Annotated in this window: 19 protein-coding genes, 1 tRNA gene and 1 pseudogene; 10 read left to right on the plus strand and 11 right to left on the minus strand. The window is 64.5% G+C overall.

The annotated features are described in order from the left end of the window. Positions 1 to 55: 55 nt before the first annotated feature. Positions 56 to 847: an aldolase gene (locus tag IVB01_RS03175; RefSeq protein WP_247280985.1), complete on the plus strand. Its 792-nt coding sequence runs from the start codon at positions 56 to 58 to the stop codon at positions 845 to 847. 5 nt (positions 848 to 852) lie between these two features. Here IVB01_RS03175 and IVB01_RS03180 read toward each other — a convergent pair whose 3' ends face one another. Next, positions 853 to 2,082: a lytic murein transglycosylase gene (locus tag IVB01_RS03180; protein WP_247280986.1), complete on the minus strand. Its 1,230-nt coding sequence runs from the start codon at positions 2,080 to 2,082 to the stop codon at positions 853 to 855. Positions 2,083 to 2,227: 145 nt separating this feature from the next. On the opposite strand from IVB01_RS03180, the gene IVB01_RS03185 reads away from it, so the two are divergent. Next, positions 2,228 to 2,488, plus strand: a complete 261-nt coding sequence (locus IVB01_RS03185; protein WP_247280987.1) for a hypothetical protein — start codon at positions 2,228 to 2,230, stop codon at positions 2,486 to 2,488. A gap of 60 nt (positions 2,489 to 2,548) precedes the next feature. Further along, positions 2,549 to 2,800 (plus strand): hypothetical protein, encoded by a 252-nt coding sequence (locus tag IVB01_RS03190; RefSeq protein ID WP_247280988.1) that lies wholly within the window; start codon positions 2,549 to 2,551, stop codon positions 2,798 to 2,800. Here the strand turns inward: IVB01_RS03190 and IVB01_RS03195 are convergent. Next, the gene (locus IVB01_RS03195) at positions 2,797 to 3,321 is read right to left on the minus strand and encodes a MarR family transcriptional regulator (RefSeq protein ID WP_247280989.1); all 525 of its coding nucleotides are present in this window, start codon (positions 3,319 to 3,321) and stop codon (positions 2,797 to 2,799) included. The genes IVB01_RS03190 and IVB01_RS03195 overlap by 4 nt on opposite strands. 54 nt (positions 3,322 to 3,375) lie before the next feature. Here IVB01_RS03195 and IVB01_RS03200 point away from each other — a divergent pair, with 54 nt between their 5' ends. Beyond that, on the plus strand, positions 3,376 to 3,855 hold the full coding sequence (locus tag IVB01_RS03200; RefSeq protein WP_247280990.1) for a carboxymuconolactone decarboxylase family protein: 480 nt from the start codon (positions 3,376 to 3,378) through the stop codon (positions 3,853 to 3,855). 21 nt (positions 3,856 to 3,876) lie between these two features. Then, positions 3,877 to 4,380, plus strand: coding sequence for a cupin domain-containing protein (locus tag IVB01_RS03205; RefSeq protein ID WP_247280991.1), 504 nt, complete (start codon positions 3,877 to 3,879; stop codon positions 4,378 to 4,380). A 30-nt stretch (positions 4,381 to 4,410) separates the two neighbouring features. Here IVB01_RS03205 and IVB01_RS03210 read toward each other — a convergent pair whose 3' ends face one another. The 3 genes from IVB01_RS03210 to efp all read right to left on the minus strand — a co-directional run bounded on the left by IVB01_RS03210 (position 4,411) and on the right by efp (position 7,694). Continuing rightward, positions 4,411 to 5,397, minus strand: coding sequence for a DUF808 domain-containing protein (locus IVB01_RS03210; protein ID WP_247280992.1), 987 nt, complete (start codon positions 5,395 to 5,397; stop codon positions 4,411 to 4,413). 83 nt (positions 5,398 to 5,480) lie between these two features. Continuing rightward, a complete protein-coding gene (locus IVB01_RS03215; protein WP_247449065.1) occupies positions 5,481 to 7,103 on the minus strand; it encodes a M23 family peptidase in 1,623 nt (540 codons plus the stop codon). Between the two features lie 24 nt (positions 7,104 to 7,127). Continuing rightward, positions 7,128 to 7,694, minus strand: a complete 567-nt coding sequence (gene efp, locus IVB01_RS03220; RefSeq protein WP_027572324.1) for an elongation factor P — start codon at positions 7,692 to 7,694, stop codon at positions 7,128 to 7,130. A gap of 162 nt (positions 7,695 to 7,856) precedes the next feature. Between efp and epmA the strand changes: the two genes are divergently transcribed. From epmA to IVB01_RS03235, 3 genes are read left to right on the plus strand one after another with little or no spacing between them, the layout of a single operon-like run. Continuing rightward, on the plus strand, positions 7,857 to 8,909 hold the full coding sequence (gene epmA, locus IVB01_RS03225; protein WP_247280994.1) for an EF-P lysine aminoacylase EpmA: 1,053 nt from the start codon (positions 7,857 to 7,859) through the stop codon (positions 8,907 to 8,909). Continuing rightward, positions 8,906 to 10,000, plus strand: coding sequence for a lysine-2,3-aminomutase-like protein (locus IVB01_RS03230; RefSeq protein WP_247280995.1), 1,095 nt, complete (start codon positions 8,906 to 8,908; stop codon positions 9,998 to 10,000). The genes epmA and IVB01_RS03230 overlap by 4 nt, the downstream gene beginning before the upstream one ends. Positions 10,001 to 10,043: 43 nt before the next feature. Beyond that, entirely contained in the window at positions 10,044 to 10,298 is a 255-nt protein-coding gene (locus IVB01_RS03235; RefSeq protein ID WP_247280996.1) for a hypothetical protein, read from the plus strand. Positions 10,299 to 10,369: 71 nt separating this feature from the next. On the opposite strand, the gene IVB01_RS03240 is transcribed toward IVB01_RS03235, so the two are convergent. The 6 genes and pseudogenes from IVB01_RS03240 to IVB01_RS03265 all read right to left on the minus strand — a co-directional run bounded on the left by IVB01_RS03240 (position 10,370) and on the right by IVB01_RS03265 (position 14,899). After that, positions 10,370 to 11,455 (minus strand): 3-deoxy-7-phosphoheptulonate synthase, encoded by a 1,086-nt coding sequence (locus IVB01_RS03240; protein WP_346015593.1) that lies wholly within the window; start codon positions 11,453 to 11,455, stop codon positions 10,370 to 10,372. A gap of 233 nt (positions 11,456 to 11,688) precedes the next feature. Continuing rightward, positions 11,689 to 12,267 (minus strand): HdeD family acid-resistance protein, encoded by a 579-nt coding sequence (locus IVB01_RS03245; protein ID WP_247280997.1) that lies wholly within the window; start codon positions 12,265 to 12,267, stop codon positions 11,689 to 11,691. A 71-nt stretch (positions 12,268 to 12,338) separates the two neighbouring features. Continuing rightward, positions 12,339 to 13,379 carry a PrsW family glutamic-type intramembrane protease gene (locus IVB01_RS03250; protein ID WP_247280998.1) on the minus strand — a complete coding sequence of 347 codons (1,041 nt, stop codon included), beginning with the start codon at positions 13,377 to 13,379 and terminating at the stop codon, positions 12,339 to 12,341. Between the two features lie 238 nt (positions 13,380 to 13,617). Continuing rightward, positions 13,618 to 13,890: a hypothetical protein gene (locus tag IVB01_RS03255; RefSeq protein ID WP_247280999.1), complete on the minus strand. Its 273-nt coding sequence runs from the start codon at positions 13,888 to 13,890 to the stop codon at positions 13,618 to 13,620. A 97-nt stretch (positions 13,891 to 13,987) separates the two neighbouring features. Next, a pseudogene (locus IVB01_RS03260) lies at positions 13,988 to 14,614 on the minus strand (PilZ domain-containing protein). A 210-nt stretch (positions 14,615 to 14,824) separates the two neighbouring features. Further along, a tRNA-Glu gene (locus tag IVB01_RS03265) sits at positions 14,825 to 14,899 on the minus strand. A gap of 223 nt (positions 14,900 to 15,122) precedes the next feature. Between IVB01_RS03265 and IVB01_RS03270 the strand changes: the two genes are divergently transcribed. Further along, the gene (locus IVB01_RS03270; protein WP_247281001.1) at positions 15,123 to 15,377 is read left to right on the plus strand and encodes a PilZ domain-containing protein; all 255 of its coding nucleotides are present in this window, start codon (positions 15,123 to 15,125) and stop codon (positions 15,375 to 15,377) included. A gap of 56 nt (positions 15,378 to 15,433) precedes the next feature. Further along, a complete protein-coding gene (locus IVB01_RS03275) occupies positions 15,434 to 15,691 on the plus strand; it encodes a hypothetical protein (RefSeq protein ID WP_247281002.1) in 258 nt (85 codons plus the stop codon). Positions 15,692 to 15,696 lie beyond the last annotated feature (5 nt).

The raw sequence follows: 15,696 nt of genomic DNA on the forward strand, positions 1-15,696 counted from the left end.
GCAGGCGCAGCCCCTGTACAACGCGGCCAGCTCCGACCGACATAGGTGTCCTTCCATGGCGCATAGTCTTCACGCTTCCTCTCCCGCGCCCCATCGTTCGAACCGGCCGGACCTCGCCACCGAGGCGATCCGCACCGCGCGCGAGGATCTTGCCGCCTGCTTCCGCATGGCCGCGCGCAACGGTTTTGAGGAAGGCATCTGCAATCATTTCTCGGCCGTGGTGCCGGGACATGACGATCTCTTCCTGGTCAATCCGTACGGCTACGCCTTCCGCGAGCTGACCGCGTCAAAGCTGCTGATCTGCGACTTCCACGGCAACGTGCTCGACGGCGAGGGCGTGCCCGAGGCGACGGCCTTCTACATCCATGCCGAGATGCACAAGCGCCTGCCGCGCGCCAAGGTCGCTTTCCACACCCACATGCCCTATGCGACGGCGCTCTCAATGACCGAGGGCGAGCCTCTGATCTGGGCCGGCCAGACTGCGCTGAAATTCTACGGCCGTACCGCGGTGGACCGCGACTATAACGGCCTTGCCCTCGACAACCGCGAGGGCGCGCGCATCGCCTCCGCCGTCGGCGATGCGGATATCGTTTTCATGAAGAACCACGGCGTGATGGTACTGGCCCCGACCATCGCCGAGGCCTGGGACGATCTCTATTACCTCGAACGCGCAGCCGAGGTGCAGGTGCTGGCGATGTCGACCGGACGAAAGGTGCTGCCGATCGATCCCGCTGTTGCCGCCGAAACCTACAGGCAGATGCGCGAAGGCGATTCCGAATCCGCGCGGCTGCATCTCGCCGCGATCCGCCGCCAGCTCGACGCGGAAGAACCGCAGTATAGGCACTGAGCCGCTTACAATCCCTGCCGCAGTCTCGCCAGCACCTTCAGCCCGCCATAGCCGTCCGCCGGCGTGATTCCTGCGCGCTGCTGAAAATCCTTGACCGCCTTCATCGTGTCGTTGCCGACGCGGCCGTCGGTGCCGCCGGTATCGAAGCCGGCCTTGGTCAGGCGCGTCTGCATCTCCTGCACCTCGGCAAGCGTCAGCGCGCGCTCGGAGCCGGGAAAGGGCTGGATGAAGGGGGGCGCGCCCAGACAGCGGTCGCCGAGATGGCAGATCGCCAGCGCGTAGTTCATGGAAGGGTTGTAGCTCTTCACCGAGTAGAAATTCGGTCCGAGCAGGAAGCTCGGCCCGCCCGTAACAGGCGTCCACAGCTGCGCCGACGCATTCGGTTGCGGGAATGGCTGGCCGTCGGCGCGGGTGACACCGGCCGCTTGCCACGCCGCATAGGTGCGGCTGCCGCTGATGTTGCCGGGCGCGCGCACTTCGTAGCCCCAATGCTCGCCGCGATGCCACTTGCCGCGATTGACGAGATATTTTGCGGTCGAGCCCAGCGCGTCATCGGGCTTGCCGAAGGGCGAGACCTTGCCGTCGCCGTCATAGTCGATGCCGACATTGAGCCAGACTTCCGGCATCCATTGCGAATGGCCCATCGCACCGGCCCAGGATCCCTGCATCTGCTCCGGCGTGCTCCAGCCCTTGTTGACGATGCGCAGTGCGTTGATCAGCTCGGTCTCCCAATAGGCCTTGCGCCGCGGTTCGTTCCAGGCGAGCGCGGCGAGTGAGGGAAACACCGGGGTCATATGGTTCTGCTGCACCAGGGGATCGCCATAGGCGGACTCGACGCCCCACAGCGCCAGCAGCGTGCCGCGCTCGACGCCGAAATCGCGCTCGATGCGCGCGAACAGCGCTTCGTTGTTTTTCAGCGCGATCTTTCCGTTGATGATGCGCCAGTCCGAGACGCGGCGGTTGATGTATTGCCAGACCTGCTCGTGGAATTCCGGCTGGTTGCGCATCTGCTTGAACACGCTCATGTCCGGCTCGACCCGCGCCATCGCGCGCTGCCAGGTCGCTGCCGAAATGCCCTTGGCCAATGCCCGCGCGCGAAAGGCTTCGCGCCATTCATCGAAGCCTGGAGGCGCGGCGAGGGCGCGTTTTGGGAATGCAAGCAACGCCGCTGCACCGAACGTCGATTGCAGCAGGGCGCGGCGAGTTGGATGGGAGGAGGAATCAGCGTGCGTCATGGGCACATTCTAGCCTGAAACATGGCGTGCGTGAGTCGGTTCCCGGAACAGATGCTGCGGCTGATCTTGCGCGGCGGGATCAATCGTTCCGTCGGAACAAATTGTCGCAGTCTCGCATTCCCCTTGCGACAACGAGGAGGAGAAGATGAGGAAATATCTGTTTGCCGCCGCCATGGCTACCGCCGTCGCGCTGCCCGCATTCGCGGACGAGGTCGGCGTTCACGTCGGGCCGGCCGGGGCCGGTGTGACGGTTGGTCAGTCCCATGAATATCGCGAGCGAGACCGAGATCGCGACCGCACCACGGTCATCAAAGAGCGTGAACCCGCCGACCGCACCACGGTGATCAAGAAGGAAGATGAATTCGGCAATCGCGAGAAGACTGTGATTCATCACGACAACGATTGACGGAGCATGGGCCTCGGCCTGCGGCCGGGGCCCGCACTCGGCGAATAGAATCGGGGTGGAATGAAGATACACGCACACGCGGAAAGCCATGTCGTCGAACTCGACGACGGATCGCAATGGCAGATCTTTCCCGGCGATCTTGCGACCACGCTGAGCTGGAAGCCCGAAACTGATCTGCACCTGGAGCCGAGCCGCGACCGGGTGAGTTCGCATGTGCTGGTCAATGCCGCGGACCGAACCCGCGTGCGGGTGATTGCCGCAGGCGAGACTTGGCCCGACGGCGAGGTCAAGAACGCGTTGAAGGGCGGCTAATCCTCCTGCAACTCGGCCGCGACCCCGGCGAGCCAGCGCCGGATCGTCGTTTCCGTCTTGCTGTCCAAACCCAGAGCGAGGCGCTTCTCCAATTCGAGCACACGTTGCCGGCAAGCCTTTAGCAGCGTCGCGCCCCGCGGCGTCAGCGTCCATTGCTGAATGCGGCCATGGACCGGATGCGGCGTCATTGCGATGGCGCCGTCGCGTTCGAGGTTGCGGATGATGACGCCGACCGTCTGGGGGGTCAGAAAGGTGAGGCGGGCAACGTCGGCGCCGGACAGGCCGGGATAGGCGTTGAGCATGGTCAGCACCGCGAATTGCGGCGAGGTCACGCCGAGATCGGCGAGGGTGCGCTCCATTTTCAGCCGCACCGCGGCGTGGGCCTGGCGCAGCAGATAGCCGAGATAGCCTTGCTCGCCGCGCTTGCCTTCGCCGGGAGCGGGTACACGCACGGCGACGTCGCCGGCGGGCGCCGTGCGCGCGGTTTTCGATCTTGTGATGGCAGCGGTCTTGTGTGACATATAAGAGCTCTTATAAGATATAAGCACGCTTACAATAATACGAGGTGAACGGCAATGTCACAGGCCCGCAGCGAATACGAGGATTTCAAGCGCCTCGCGCCCGATGTTTATGATCTGGTGCTGGCGCTGGGTCAGCTTGCAACCAAGGCCGGTCTCGACAAGCAGCTCATCGAACTCGTCAAGCTGCGCGCCTCGCAGATCAACGGCTGTGCCTTCTGCGTGCAGCATCACGTCCTTCTGTCGGAACGGATCGGGGTTTCCACCGACAAGCTCCATCTGGTCGCGGTCTGGCGCGAGGCGCCGATCTTTTCCGCGCGCGAGCGCGCGGCGCTGGCCTGGACGGAGGCCTTGACGATGCTTCCCGGTGGCGTCAGCGAGGAGGTCTATTCGGAGGCAAAGCGCGAATTCTCCGAAACCGAGCTGACCTACCTGACCTCGGCGGTTGCCTCGATCAACGTCTGGAATCGGTTTGGTGCGGCGTATCGCTGGACGCCGGCCAAGCGGCCTGTGGCCACGAATGCCGCGGCATCCTGATCGCAGCGCGGGGACGTCAGCATGACAGCAATGAGTTTGGCCGCTGCGCAGCGCCCGATAGCATCTCGTTCAATGGCGATCGCCGCCCTCGGCGGGCTCGCCTGCGCACTCGCAATCGGCAAGGCGCTGCCGGTGACGATCGACACTGTGTCAGGCGCGCTGGCGCCGCTCTGCGCCACGGCTGCGGAGGGTTCGCCGCTCGATAAGGTCGAGCCGATCGGGTCCTACGCGCTGCCGAACGTCCCGGGCAAGCGCGTCACCATCGTACGTGTGTCCTACGGTCCGGGCGGGTTTTCGCGGCCGCATCGTCACGCGGGCTCTGTGACGGCCTACATCACCAAGGGCGAGATCCGCTCGCAACTCGGCGGCGGCCCGATCGAGACGTTCGGCGTCGGCGAGTCCTTCTTCGAGCCGCCGGGCTCGACACATCTCGTCTCCGCCAATGCCAGTACAACAGAGCCGGCGGAATTGATCGCGGTGTTCGTGGCGGATGAGGGCGCGCAGTTGACGACGTTCTTGGAGTAGCTGGCACTCCTAGCCCGCGACCGCCTTTGTTCAGGTTGGCTGCGATCGCCTCAACCGTTTCCACAGGGGTGAGAGACCGTATTCGACTGCCGGAATCGCAAGTGCGCCGACAAGCAGTCCGAGTACGCCTGAGATGGCTGCTTCGACCGACCATTCGATGATGCCGGCAACGGATGGAAGGACATGTGCGGCAGCCTCGGTTGCGACATGGATCGTGCGGCCGACCTCGGGTGGGCCATATTTCTCAATGCCGTGCAGGATGATGCCGCCGCCGACCCAGATCATGGCGGCGGTGCCGATGGTGCTTAGCACCGCCAGGAAGGTGGGCATACCGCGGACGAGCGCGCGTCCAAGTAAGCGGATCGCGCCGCCAGTGACGGAGGCGCTGTCATAGCGGGCAAGGGCCATGCCGACATCGTCCGCCTTCACGATCAGGGCTACCACACCGTAGACCCCGGCAGTGATACAGACGCCAACCAGCGCAAGCACCAGCGCCTGCGTCCAGATGCTCCCCGCCGGGAGGGCTGCCAGCGTGATCGCCATGATCTCCGCCGACAGGATGAAATCTGTCTTGATGGCGCTCGCGACCTTCTCGTCCTCGACCGACCGGGCATTCAGCGCAATCGGCTGGAGCTGAGCCTCGTGGTGGCGCGCATGATGCGGCATCATGGCCTCGAGCACCTTCTCGGCACCCTCGTAGCAGAGAAAGGCTCCGCCCAGCATGAGCAGCGGCGTGACCGCGGCAGGAAGGAAATAGCCAAGCAGCAGGGCAAGGGGAAGCAGAAGCAGCAACTTATTGCGTAGCGATCCGACCGCAATCTTAGCGACGATCGGCAGTTCGCGTTTCGAGGCAAAACCGATGACGAAGTTAGGCGTGACCGCCGCGTCATCGATGACCACGCCAGCCGCCTTTGTGCCCGCTTTGGCAGCCTGACTCGCCACATCGTCGAGCGAGGCTGCTGCCGCCTTTGCAATCGCCGCGATATCGTCGAGAAGACCGATCAGTCCGACACTCATAAACCCTTTCCCTTCTTCGTTCGAGCCGGCGGTGTGCGCGACGACACGCTCTTGCTCCGCCTGGGCTTGGAACGAGCAAGTCCTCAATTCTCCTCGCCGCTCGAGCCCTCGCGCAGGTCCTGCTTGATCACATCTTCCGGCAGCGCGTGTGCCACGGGCTGCGGAGTGCCTGCGACCTCCGGGCCGATCTCGCGGCCGCGGGCGCGGATCAGGCGCTCATAGGCCGAGACCAGCGTGACGTAGGGACTGACCCAGATCCAACCGTCGCGGGTGAACACCTGCACGTCGAAATGCAAATGCATCGAGGTGCCGGCGGGATGGTCGAGATAGTTCGAGATCACCCCGATCTTCTCGCCTTCGGTGACGATGCGGCCATTGAGCACGCCATCGGCGTTCAGCGCCTGCGGGTTCATGTGCATGTAGCGGAAGCGGATGTGCTCGGTGCGGCTGTTGACTTGCAGCGTCACAGCCTGGTCCTTGGCAGAGCGGATCACGATCGCGTCGCGGACGGCGACGACACCGCGCCGCTTGGGATCGCAGGGCTCGCGGCCGTCGCCGGGCGGCGGGCAATCGGCGGCGCGAATATCCTCGCCCTGGTGACCATATCCGCCGGCGCACTGCCAGACCTCGAAACTGCGGGACTCGCAGAAATTGTCGCGCCAGGGATAGGCGGTCGGGCTGTCGCTCCTGTCACGCCTGCCATGGGATTGCGAGCGCACGAAGGCCGGCGCCTTTTCGAGCGGAAAGCGGATCTGTGCATAGGCCATCACGTCGGGATGGCCGCCTTGCTTGCGATAGCCCGTATTCGGGATGATATCGCCGCTCGGTCGATAGCTGAAATCTGCCGAGCGTCCGGCCGGACGATCGAGGACGTTAGAGGCAACGTCCATCAGAGGCCGCATCCGTTGCCCGCCCGCGATCCGGAGCGCCTTCAGGAAGCGTTCTGCGACCGGATAGGCTTCCTTGCAGGCGAGCCGCCGCGGCTTGGCGATGCTGTCAAGGCACTGGATCGACACCACATAGGCAACGCCGAAACGGGTGAAGGCATAGCGCAGATAGCCTTCCCGGATGAACCTGCGCAGGTCTGGATAGGTTGCTGCGAGGGGTTTGACCGGCTCGCCCTTGCCGCCAGAGGGATCGGCGATGTCATAGACGAGCGCCGAGCCCGTGATCTGCACCTCAACCGGCCTTGCGTACACCCGGCTCGGCATGCCGTCGCCGGCGCCAGGCTCGAACGAGAACGTCGCGCTGTAGCCGGCGGGGCCGGCGTCGAACATGTCGACGGGATTGAATTCAGCCTGGTAGCGCGACAGCGCGAGCATAGCCGGCGCGCCGTTGCGCTGCGCCTCGAGATACGCGGCGGCGTCGAACGGTAGCAGCACCGGCACGGGGCTGCGGGCGATGCCAGTGAAGAATTGCGAGGAGACCGCGTTGAGCTGAACCAACGCGGGTATTGCGCGCGGATCATGGCGCGGCACCGAACGGCGGGGCGCGACAATGAAATCGTCCGCGACCCGCCGACGACTATTGATCTCGGCGCGGAACTGGTCGAGCGCTGCGCGCCAATCGACGCGCAGGGCCGTGAGCGAGGGGCTGCGAAATTCTTCCGCAGCAAGCGGGGTGGCAATGAGGAGCGAAAGCGACGCCAGGAGTTGCGAGACGAAGCGGAAAGCTTTCCCAACCACTGTCTCGCCCCCCGGCGGCACCTGTTGCGATCGCTCTGTTCCCCGTTAGTCCTTGGCGCGTTCGGCGTAGGAGCCGTCTTCGGTCATCACCACGACGCGGGTGCCGACGGTGATGTGCGGCGGCACGGTGGTGCGCACGCCGTTGGAGAGCACCGCGGGCTTGTAGGAGGAGGAGGCAGTCTGGCCCTTGGTCACCGGCTCGGTCTCGACCACTTCCAGCGTCACGCGCTGCGGCAGCGCGATCGAGACCGGGTTGGTGTCGTGCATGGACAGCTTGACCGTCATGCTCTCCTGAAGATAGGCAGCAGCGTCGCCGACGACATCCTTGGAGACCTGGACCTGGTCGTAAGTCTCCGGGTTCATGAAATGGTAGCCGTCACCGTCCTCATAGAGGTAGGTGTAGTTGCGCTCTTCGATCGTGGCCTTTTCGACCTGGTCGGTCGTCTTGTAGCGTTCGGAGATCTTTACCCCGTCCGAGATTCGGCGCATTTCGATCTGGCTGACCGGGGTGCCCTTGCCGGGATGGATGTTCTCGGCGCTGACGACGACATAAAGCTTGCCGTCTTGCTCGATCACGTTGCCCTTGCGAATAGAACTGGCGATGACTCTCAAAGCTGTATTTCCTGCTTGCTTGGCCCGGCACCGGCCAGGACGTGGTCGAATGGATGGGGGACTTGGGGCCTCAAATCGGACCTCGGCGCCCGTTTCGGGCCGCAACATACTGATTTTGCCGTTGGATGCCAGCATTTTGCTGTTCCGAGGGGCAATCGGCTAATGGCTGGGGACAAGCCGATTTCGCCGTTCTGGTCGCCCGGGCGGCACCGCGACCGACAGCCTTTCCTCCAGGCCAGGGGGGCCATTACCGCGGCTCTCCGGGAATTTTTCGCCGAGCAGGGCTTCGTCGAGGTCGAAACCTCCGTCCTCCAGATCTCGCCCGGCAATGAGACCCATCTGCACGCGCCCCGGACCGAGATCATGCGGCCGGACGGCAGCCGCGCGAGCCGTTACCTGCGAACCTCGCCGGAATTCGCCTGCAAGAAGCTGCTGGCGGCGGGCGAGACGCGGATTTTCGAGTTTGCCCGTGTGTTCCGAGACCGCGAGCGCGGCGACCTGCACCTGCCCGAATTCACCATGCTGGAATGGTACCGCGCAGGCGCCCCCTATGACGCCATCATGGCGGACACCGTCGTGGTCATTGCCCGTGCGGCGCGGGCGACCGGCATCGGAACCTTCTCGTTCCGAGGCCGGACCGCCGATCCCTTCGCCGAGCCGGAGCTTGTGACGGTCGCGGGGGCGTTCGAGCGGTTCGCCGGCATCGACCTGCTGTCGACAATCTCGGGCGGCGAGGGTAACCGTGCCGCGCTCGCCGAGGCGGCCGGTGCCAAGGTCCGTGTGGCCGAGGACGACACCTGGTCCGACATCTTCAGCAAGGTTCTGGTTGAGCATGTCGAGCCGCATCTGGGGCAGGGCCGTTTGACCATTCTGTTCGAATACCCATCTCCAGAGGCGGCGCTGGCGCGGGTGAAGCTTGATGATCCGCGGCTTGCGGAACGGTTCGAGGTCTATGCTTGCGGCGTCGAGCTTGCGAACGGCTTTGGCGAACTCACCGACGCCGAGGAGCAGCGCAAGCGCTTCGCGGAATCGATGACGGAGAAGCAGCGCCGCTACGGAGAGGCCTATCCGCTGGATGAGGACTTTCTGGCCGCGGTCGCTGCGATGCCGGAGGCGAGCGGCGTCGCGCTCGGCTTCGACCGGCTGGTCATGCTGGCGAGCGGCGCATCGCGAATTGATCAGGTGGTGTGGACACCGCCTGCGGGTGAGGCATGACGAAGACCAATCTTGCACGCACTTTGCGCGAGTCGGCTGAGCTCGTCGCCGAAGGCCTGGCGCCCGCAGCGACGCTGCCGGCGCTGGAGCGCGTTGCCGCGCGCTATGCGGTGGCGATTACGCCGGCGCTGGTCGAACTGATTGACACCGGCAATCCCGACGATCCCATCGCACGGCAGTTCGTTCCGACCGCGGCCGAGCTGGACGCACAGCCGGGCGAGAACGCCGATCCGATCGGCGATCATCCGCACTCGCCGGTTCCCGGAATCGTGCACCGCTATCCGGATCGCGTGCTGTTCAAGTTGGTTCACGTCTGTGCGGTCTATTGCCGCTTCTGCTTCCGCCGCGAGATGGTCGGGCCCGGTAAGGAAACCGCACTCTCGGACAGCGCCTATCGCGCAGCGATCGACTACATCCGCGCGCATGGCGAGATCTGGGAAGTCATCCTCACCGGCGGCGATCCGCTGATGCTGTCGCCGCGTCGCATGAGCGAGATCATGGCCGATCTGGCGGGAATCGATCACGTCAGGATCATCCGTCTTCATACTCGCGTGCCCGTGGCCGATCCCGCGCGCATCAGCGAGGAGATGATCGCCGCGCTCAAGGTCGAGGGAGCGACCACCTGGGTCGCGTTGCACGCCAACCATGCGCGGGAACTGACCGGAACGGCGCGCGCCGCCTGCGCGCGGCTCGTCGATGCCGGCATTCCCATGGTGAGCCAGTCCGTGCTTTTGCGCGGCGTCAACGACGACGTCGCTGCTCTATCGGATTTGATGCGAGCTTTCGTCGAATGCCGGATCAAACCCTATTACCTGCATCATGGCGATCTCGCGCCGGGCACTGCGCATCTGCGAACCACGCTGGCGCAGGGACAGGAGTTGATGCGGCAGTTGCGTGGGCGGGTGTCAGGGCTGTGTCAGCCTGATTATGTCGTCGATATTCCCGGCGGCGCCGGCAAGTCGCCGGTCGGGCCGAATTATGTGGTGGTGGCACAAAATACCGCAGGCGATGCGGGTGAAGCGGGAGCCGAAACGCGCTATCGTATCATGGACTATTGCGGCGACGTTCATCTCTATCCGCCGGAAACATGAGCGGTGCTGGAGCGTGCGTCGGTTTGAGAATGGAGAAGCGGACATGAAAAAGATCATGGTGGCAGCATCGCTCGTGGTCTTGCTCGGTGGCGCGGCGGTTGCACAGACCGGCGGCTCCAAGGGCTCGACATCGGGCGGCGCCACCTCTGGAACGGTGTTGCCGGCACCCGTCGGTCACCGCCAGCCGCGCGCGGCTGACGTGCCGAGCGAAAAAAATCTGAGCGACGCCAATGATCCCTTGAGCAAGGAAAACCAGGCGCTCGACAAGAAGATCAAGAGCATCTGCCGGGGCTGCTAGGAACCGCACCTCTCCCCGGCGGGGAGAGGTGAAGAATTGAGCCCGCGACTGACACTTCGCCTCGTCACGTCCTAAGCTGATCGCTCGTGCAGACCAGCGCGCTGGGTGTTGCGGCGGATCTCGACTGCATCGGCGAGCTGCTCAAGCACGGCGGCCGTGGTCGTCCAGTCAATGCAGCCGTCGGTGATGCTCTGTCCATAGGCAAGCGGCTTGCCGGGCACCACATCCTGACGGCCGGCGACCAGATTACTCTCGATCATCACGCCCATGATGCGGTTCTCGCCGCTTGAGATCTGGCCGGCAATATCGGTCATCACCAGCGGCTGGTTCTCCGGCTTTTTGCTCGAATTGGCGTGGCTTGCATCGATCATCACGAGCGGCGCAACGCCGGACTTGGTCAGCTCGTTGCAGGTGGCCGCGACGCTTGCCGCGTCATAGTTCGGCTTGCTGCCGCCGCGCAGGATGATGTGGCAGTCCTCGTTGCCCGCGGTCGAGGCGATCGCCGAGCGGCCGAGCTTGGTCACCGCCATGAAATGATGCGGATGCGAGGCCGACTTCACCGCGTCCGCGGCGATCCGCACGTTGCCGTCGGTGCCGTTCTTGAAGCCGACTGGGCAGGACAGCCCCGACGCCAGTTCGCGATGGATCTGGCTCTCGGTCGTACGCGCGCCGATCGCAGCCCATGACACCAGGTCGGCGATGTATTGCGGCGTCGTCATGTCCAGGAATTCGGTGCCGGCGGGCAGGCCGAGATTGTTCACCGCCGACAGCACGTTGCGCGCCAGACGCAGGCCCTTGTTGATGTCGAAGCTGCCGTCGAGATCGGGATCGTTGATCAGGCCCTTCCAGCCGACCGTGGTGCGCGGCTTCTCGAAATAGACCCGCATCACAATCTCGAGCTGGTCGGCGAGGTCTTCGCGTACGCGTACGAGGCGCTCGGCGTAGTCGAGCGCGGCCCTGGGATCATGCACTGAGCACGGGCCAACCACGACCAGCAGGCGGTCGTCTTGGCCGTTGAGGATCGCATGGATGGCATTGCGCGCTGCCATCACCACGCGCGTCGCGGTGAGCGTGCGCGGGACCTCCCGCATCACCTCTTCCGGCGTGTTCAGCTCTTTCAGTTCGCGGATACGAAGATCGTCGGTCGTGCTCAGCACGGCGGGCTCCTGTCTGTTAAGAACCTGCCGGCCAATAAAAAAGCCGCCAGGTCTGGCGGCTTGTTCGGACGTTTGCTGCAATGTGTCAGATTGAGCGCGATCCTCCCGCCGCCAGCGAGCTGTCGTAGCTAAAGTACCAAAAATAGCTGGTGGCGACGGTGATCATGGCAGGCCATATAGCGCGGCGCTGGCGGGTTGTCACCCCCAAAACAGAACACGGCGCAACGAGCGTCTCAGGTGTTGCTCTTGCGTGCCGCCAGGGCCATGCCGATCAGGGTGGCGCCGCCGAACAGCAGGTTGATACCGACCAGGACGCCGATCGCCCATTCCGCCGAGCTTGGCAGTCCGGCGATCACCATAAAGGAGATCGCGATGTCGACGAGGCCCGAGATCAGGAGCCATGACCAGCGGCTGCTTAGCTCGCGACGGTGCTCCAGTGCGTACATGATGGTGGTGACGCCTTCGGCGAGAAAATAGGCACCGAGCACGATGGTCAGCGTCAGCACCGCTTGGATCGGCCGCGCCAGCAGAATTCCGCCGGCGAGCACCGCCAGCGCGGCCGAGATCAGCGACCACCAGAACCCCGGCGTGCTGCGCGCCCAGTAGGTCGCGATCAATCCGCCGATGCCGCTGATCAGGAACATCCAGCCGAGGAAGATCGCGGTCGCAAGGCTCGCGAGGGGCGGCAGGATCAGCGCGGCAATGCCGAGAACGGCGAGGAGGATGCCTTCGAACAGAAAGGCCTTCCAATGCGCCTTCACCGCCCGGCTCATCGCCGATTGCATCCGTGAGAACTCCTCGGGCGATGTCATCAGCAGGCTCCGGGACGAGAGGGCTGGGCTCAATCTACTAGTTGCGTGTCGCGCTGGCCATCCCGCGAGGGTTATCCCCCGCCGGGCGCCGAGGAAAAGCCTTCGGCGCTGGTGCGGATGCGGTTGCGGCCGAGAATGTAGATCGCCGTCGTGACAATCAGAAGTGCAAGACCGAGCAGGATCGAGGTGAGGCCGATCGGGATCAGCGCCAGCGTCAGATTGCGCTCGGGATTGATCAGCCAGTGATGGAGCGAGGTCAGCACGAAGGCGAGGCCGAGGAAGCCGACGCCGCCGCCGGCAAGCAGCAGCGCCCACATCCGGCGCAGCTGGCTGAGCCGCTCGCGGGCGACGTCGGTCCGGGGCGCGTGATGGCGCGCGACCCGCCGGACCAGCCGGATGGCGAACGCGATCGAGCTGAAGCCGATCAACAGGCTCGCCGCGCCCAGCCACATCCGCAGCGTCGGGTCCAGATCCGGCATGCGCTGGAGAGTCAGCAGCGGAAAATCGAACGCCGAATGCAGCGCGAGTGGGCCGGCGAAGATCAGCAGGCGGCTGGACAGGCGGGCCCAGTCGCGATGATGGCGGTTGGCTCCGAGCGCCGTGCCGGCACGGGCAATGGTGAGGTAGGCGCCTGCGATGATGCCAAGCGCGCCGTGGAACGGCACCGTCAGCACGCTGCGCAGGGCGGCCAGCGAGCGCCACATCTCGGCATGCTGCACGAGATACGCAAGGTTCTCGTAAGCGGCAAAGCCGAGGCCGACTGCGGCACCATAGACCACGGTGTCCATCGGATTGGCGAAGGTCCGCCGCTTGGTCGAGGAGACCAGCACGATGGCGATCACCTTGACGGCTTCCTCCGGCAGCGCGACGCCGAAGACCGAATGCATGGCGAGCGCCGCCCAGGGATCGTCGGGCGCTGCGACCATCCTGGCGAAGGGCGCGCGGGCGAGGCCCAGCAGCGAGATGCTGGCCGCCCCGAGCAGGAAGGCGGTCCAGACCTGGGCGGGCGGGCCCGGGCGCTCCTCGGCGGCGATGACAAGCCACAGCATCAGCAGCGCAGGCGCGACGGCGGCAGTTCCGATGACAGTGGGTAGCGCTTCAATCAGGTACATCGGCGCCGAAAATAGGTTCCCTTGATGAGCTTATCTACATTCACCGGTGCGACCATGTGTCATGCGCTCGCTGCCGGCTCGCTTAACGAGCGCGACAGCCAGCGTTCATCAGGGCGCCCAACGCCAAATGTGAGCATCATCAATTGCATGGCAAAGCCAGCTCGTCACCTGTCGCAGCGCGCCCCGTCGTTGGATCTGATTGGTAAGTCAGATCAAGCGAATGGGTGGGTTTCTTCGCTCAATGGGTGGTGAACGGCGATGGCCCGCTGGGGGCGATATCGAAGGCTCCGAGATGGAATTCCGCGCCAACGGAATCGTCCGGCTCGGCCGGTTGCGCCAGCAGCGTGAAGGCGGCCTGCGGGTATTGCTTCCAGATTTCGAGATCGCCGGCGGTGATGGTGAGCCAGCCGAAGGTATACATGTAGCGTCCGGGCTCGGTGACCCGGCCAACCCTGTCCCAAGTGATCTTATCAACTGTGACTTTATCAATCGTGATCTTGTCGACTGCCATTCGGTCCCCCGATCGCAAGTCTGCAAATGTGACATCCGGATCGGCAAAAACTGATCCTGCAATGGGGCCGCGATAGGGCAGCGATCTGCCCGGCTTCTCAGGCCGACTGGAGCATGGGCGTGCGGACAATCAGCCGGACGAGGTCGTCCCGGGACTGCTTCTCGGCGAACTTGACCGCAAAGCCGTGGTGGAATTTGCGGATCACGCGCCCGACGCAGGCGCCGACCGCAAGCGGGGTTCCAATCGGCGGGTCGTATTCGCAGGAGATCGCGACGCCTGCGGTGGAGACGTCGATGATGAAGCACGAATGGGTGCTGCCGTTGGCAAGCGTCAGGAACGTGTGCGGGACTTGCGGAACGAAACGCGCGTCTTGCCGCAGCTCCTGGACGCTGGCGTCCTTCTGTTTTTTCTCGAGTCAGGTTAGCTTTTCGGACATCCAGGCGCGCCGCGCCCGCGTCATCTCGAGCTCCATCAGGAAGCCCGACTTCAGCGTCGCGCTGATCGTGCACTGGAATTCGCCGAAATCCTGGAAGTAGGAGGTCAAGCGCTCGCCGACTTTTCCGACCACCGGTACGTCGACGATCATGCGGAAGGGCGAGACGCGCTTAGTGCGGCAGGCGAAGCTGCGCAGCTTGCCTTCGCAATCATACCAGCGCGGCAGCGAGTAGCTGCCGTTCAAGGTGACTTCCACTGCACGCTGCCTCAGGAACTCTGCAACAGACATGAACGCCAACCGGGGTTTCAGGGTGATTTCCGTAGTTCGACGGTAGCGGCCAAATTCTAAGCAAACGATACCGTCGCGCAGGAGCAGGGGTAAATTTCCGGTAAATGCGCGGATCGGTCGGACATTGGGCTGATGACGTGCAGGCGGCGTGCCATCAGGCGCGCCTTGCCCCGAAATGGCAGGCTGAAGAGGCGGGAGCTCGATAGAGCGTGGCGCTCCCTAGCGGAATCGAACCGCTCTCTCCACCGTGAAAGGGTGGCGTCCTAACCGATAGACGAAGGGAGCAAACGCAGGGCCCCGCCGCTTTCCGCGGCACGGCCGCTGGCCGGCCGAACAGTGCCCGGCGGCTTGCAGCGCGCGAACGTATAGTGGCCTTTGCGCTCCCGGGCAAGCCGTTCGGGAACGCTCTTTTGCTCCCGGTGGATAGCGCCGAGGCGGGATGATCAGGGGGCGAATTCAACGGTTTCTTAGGGTTCCCTGAGTAGCGCTGGAGTGGGAGATTTTTCCGATGCCACCGCCCAAGAAGCGCTCAGAGCGCAAGCTGCTGTCGCGGCACGCCTGGATCACGCTCGACGGCGGATTCGCGGCGCGGCATTGCCTGGTCCAGGACATCTCGGATACGGGCGCGAAGATCACGATGGACGAGGATGCGAGCCAGCTTCCCGGGGTGATCCGGTTGGCCTTCGCGCGCGATGCGCGGACCGGGCGAAGCTGCCAGGTGGTCTGGCGCCGCGGCAAGTCGGCCGGCATCAAATTCCTCTGACATCGCTGCGCGCCGATCCGGTGGCGCGCACGGCCCGTCCGGGCTACAAGGCGGCCATGCGCATGCCGCTCCTCATCCTGATCTCGTTTGCTGCCGTGTCCGCGAACGCAGCGGAGAGCCTGCGCCTGCCGCCCGCCGAGCGGCCACAGGCGGGCAAGGAGACCGGCAAGATCCTGCCGCTGAAGGGCACGGACGGTGCAGGAAAGGCCGGCTCCTGCGCCTCCTATGGCCCGCGCTTCGTCATGGTCGAGGGCACCGGGACCTGCGTGAAGGTCGGCGGCTCGGTCAGCGTCGACACCAGCATCCGGCGCTAAAGGCC

It is taken from the genome of Bradyrhizobium sp. 164, from assembly GCF_023073715.1.
Taxonomy (GTDB): Bacteria; Pseudomonadota; Alphaproteobacteria; order Rhizobiales; family Xanthobacteraceae; genus Bradyrhizobium.

Bases quoted from the DNA above. Each gene is read 5' to 3' on its own strand.
- IVB01_RS03270 (WP_247281001.1), top strand. From the start codon at position 15,123: ATGCCACCGCCCAAGAAGCGCTCAGAGCGCAAGCTGCTGTCGCGGCAC.
- IVB01_RS03235 (WP_247280996.1), top strand. From the start codon at position 10,044: ATGAAAAAGATCATGGTGGCAGCATCGCTCGTGGTCTTGCTCGGTGGC.
- IVB01_RS03180 (WP_247280986.1), bottom strand. From the start codon at position 2,082: ATGACGCACGCTGATTCCTCCTCCCATCCAACTCGCCGCGCCCTGCTG.
- epmA (WP_247280994.1), top strand. From the start codon at position 7,857: ATGGCTGGGGACAAGCCGATTTCGCCGTTCTGGTCGCCCGGGCGGCAC.
- IVB01_RS03255 (WP_247280999.1), bottom strand. From the start codon at position 13,890: ATGGCAGTCGACAAGATCACGATTGATAAAGTCACAGTTGATAAGATC.
- IVB01_RS03210 (WP_247280992.1), bottom strand. From the start codon at position 5,397: ATGAGTGTCGGACTGATCGGTCTTCTCGACGATATCGCGGCGATTGCA.
- IVB01_RS03200 (WP_247280990.1), top strand. From the start codon at position 3,376: ATGTCACAGGCCCGCAGCGAATACGAGGATTTCAAGCGCCTCGCGCCC.
- IVB01_RS03245 (WP_247280997.1), bottom strand. From the start codon at position 12,267: ATGACATCGCCCGAGGAGTTCTCACGGATGCAATCGGCGATGAGCCGG.
- IVB01_RS03205 (WP_247280991.1), top strand. From the start codon at position 3,877: ATGACAGCAATGAGTTTGGCCGCTGCGCAGCGCCCGATAGCATCTCGT.
- IVB01_RS03190 (WP_247280988.1), top strand. From the start codon at position 2,549: ATGAAGATACACGCACACGCGGAAAGCCATGTCGTCGAACTCGACGAC.
- IVB01_RS03185 (WP_247280987.1), top strand. From the start codon at position 2,228: ATGAGGAAATATCTGTTTGCCGCCGCCATGGCTACCGCCGTCGCGCTG.
- IVB01_RS03175 (WP_247280985.1), top strand. From the start codon at position 56: ATGGCGCATAGTCTTCACGCTTCCTCTCCCGCGCCCCATCGTTCGAAC.
- IVB01_RS03250 (WP_247280998.1), bottom strand. From the start codon at position 13,379: ATGTACCTGATTGAAGCGCTACCCACTGTCATCGGAACTGCCGCCGTC.
- IVB01_RS03230 (WP_247280995.1), top strand. From the start codon at position 8,906: ATGACGAAGACCAATCTTGCACGCACTTTGCGCGAGTCGGCTGAGCTC.
- IVB01_RS03195 (WP_247280989.1), bottom strand. From the start codon at position 3,321: ATGTCACACAAGACCGCTGCCATCACAAGATCGAAAACCGCGCGCACG.
- IVB01_RS03275 (WP_247281002.1), top strand. From the start codon at position 15,434: ATGCGCATGCCGCTCCTCATCCTGATCTCGTTTGCTGCCGTGTCCGCG.